This is a genomic window from Cellulomonas sp. NPDC058312 (assembly GCF_042880135.1).
Lineage (GTDB): Bacteria > Actinomycetota > Actinomycetes > Actinomycetales > Cellulomonadaceae > Cellulomonas.
Window position 1 is genome coordinate 1 of record NZ_JBHVZE010000020.1, and the last position, 1,806, is coordinate 1,806.

3 protein-coding genes are annotated in these 1,806 nt (G+C 66.2%); all 3 read left to right on the forward strand.

Annotated elements, in window-relative coordinates; genetic code table 11:
* On the forward strand, window positions 1-369 hold a 369-nt coding region (locus ACFVXN_RS18390; protein WP_389235959.1), incomplete at its 5' end, for a phage portal protein.
* A gap of 3 nt (window positions 370-372) precedes the next feature.
* Entirely contained in the window at window positions 373-1,158 is a 786-nt protein-coding gene (locus tag ACFVXN_RS18395) for a hypothetical protein (RefSeq protein WP_389235962.1), read from the forward strand.
* A gap of 48 nt (window positions 1,159-1,206) precedes the next feature.
* The gene (locus tag ACFVXN_RS18400; protein ID WP_389235965.1) at window positions 1,207-1,680 is read left to right on the forward strand and encodes a hypothetical protein; all 474 of its coding nucleotides are present in this window, start codon (window positions 1,207-1,209) and stop codon (window positions 1,678-1,680) included.
* Window positions 1,681-1,806: the final 126 nt, after the last annotated feature.

Here is a 1,806-nt window from a genome sequence, read left to right on the forward strand (position 1 = left end):
GATCTGATCGCCGAAGCGGAGGGCGCGACCGACGATTGGGCCCCGGCGCTGCGCCGGTCGATGATTCGCGCGCTCGCGATCGCCAACGGCGAGAAGTCGATCCCCGACAAGTGGCGAACAGTCGACACCAAGTGGCGCTCCCCGGTGTACCTGTCCCGCGCTGCGCAGGCGGACGCTGGTGCGAAGCAGTTGGCAACCGTGCCCTGGCTGGCGGAGACCGAGGTCGGGCTCGAGTTGCTGGGCCTCGACGAGCAGCAGATCAAGCGGGCCCTCGCCGACAAGCGACGGGCTTCGGTTCAGGCGTTCATGCGCAACCGACCGGCGCCGCGAGATGAGCAGGTCCAGGCGACGACCGCGGCCGAGGAGTAGCCCGTGGCCTCGCTGGCGGAGCAGCGCGCGATCCTGCAGGAACTGCACGACCTCGGTCTCGCGGACCTGGACGCACTCTGGCGGCAGGCTCAGGGGTTCGACGACTTCTACGCGTTCATCGTGGAGGCGTTTCCCGAGCTGGCGTTCGAATACGGGACGATGGCGGCCGAGTTGTCCACCATCTGGTACGACGACGCCGCGCCGGAGCTGGCCTACACCGCGACGCCCGCAGAGCTGCCACCGTTCGAGCAGTTCGCTCAATCGGCTCAGTGGGCGCTGAACACCAGCAGCGGCGTCGCCGCACTCGGCAAGCTCTCAGGAACCCTGCAGCGGGGCGTCTGGGGGATGGCTCGCCAGACGACGATCCTGAACGCTGAGACCGAGCCCGGGGCGCGCTGGGCGCGACACGCCTCGGCGAACGCGTGCGAGTTCTGCCGCATGGTCGCGACCCGCAAAGCGGTCTACACCTCGGAGCAGTCGGCGATGTTCGTCGGCGGCCGCGGCAAGGATGTCTCGACGAACTTCGATGAGAACGGGAAGCGCAAGCGCGGCGGCCAGGCAAAGGGCGTTCGCACGCGCGGAACCCAGAAGCTCGGCGACAAATTCCACGACCACTGCCACTGCGTTGCTGTGCAGGTCCGACCGGGCGCGAAGTACGAGCCTCCGGACTACGTCGCGAAGTGGGAGCAGGAATACAAGGACGCGGTCGCGGCGACTCCCGGCAAAGGGAAGTACGGCGCGATCGACGTTCAGGCCGTTCAAGCCGCGATGCGGCAGAACAACAAATAGACCACCCCACCGAAATGGATGGGGACCAACCCGAAATGGGGAGAACGCATGTCCGAGAACACTGCCGACGTCACCGAAACGGCGACCGAGGGCCAGCAGCAGCCCATCGAGTTGCCAGCCGATCACCCCCTGGTGAAGACGCTGGCGGCCCAGAAGGAATCCATCAAGGAACTGAAGGTGAGGGCCGCGCGGGCCGACGAACTGGAGGACGCGCAGAAGACGGAGTCTGAGAAGACGGCCGATCGAATCGCCAAGGCCGAATCCGAGGCCGCTTCGGTTCCATCGAAGGTCGCCGACGCGCTCCGCACCCACCTCGTCGCCCTACACGGCATCGAAGCCGAGGACGCCGAACTGTTCCTCACTGCGAACGATCCGGAACTGCTGCAGAAGCAGGTGGACCGACTCGTCGGCCAGTCGGGCAAGCGCAAGAAGAGCAACTTCGTGCCCCGCGAGGGCAACACATCCACCGCTGGAGCGTCCGACGAGCGCTCGTTCGTCCGCGACTTCTTCAGCGGAAACTAACCCAGAAAGGGAACTCCCATGGCCGTTTTCGGAACAGGGAACCTCAAGAACCTCCCCCGCACGATCGCCGATGGCATGGTCAAGAAGACCGTGACCGGGTCGACTGTTGCCGCACTGTCGGGCCGC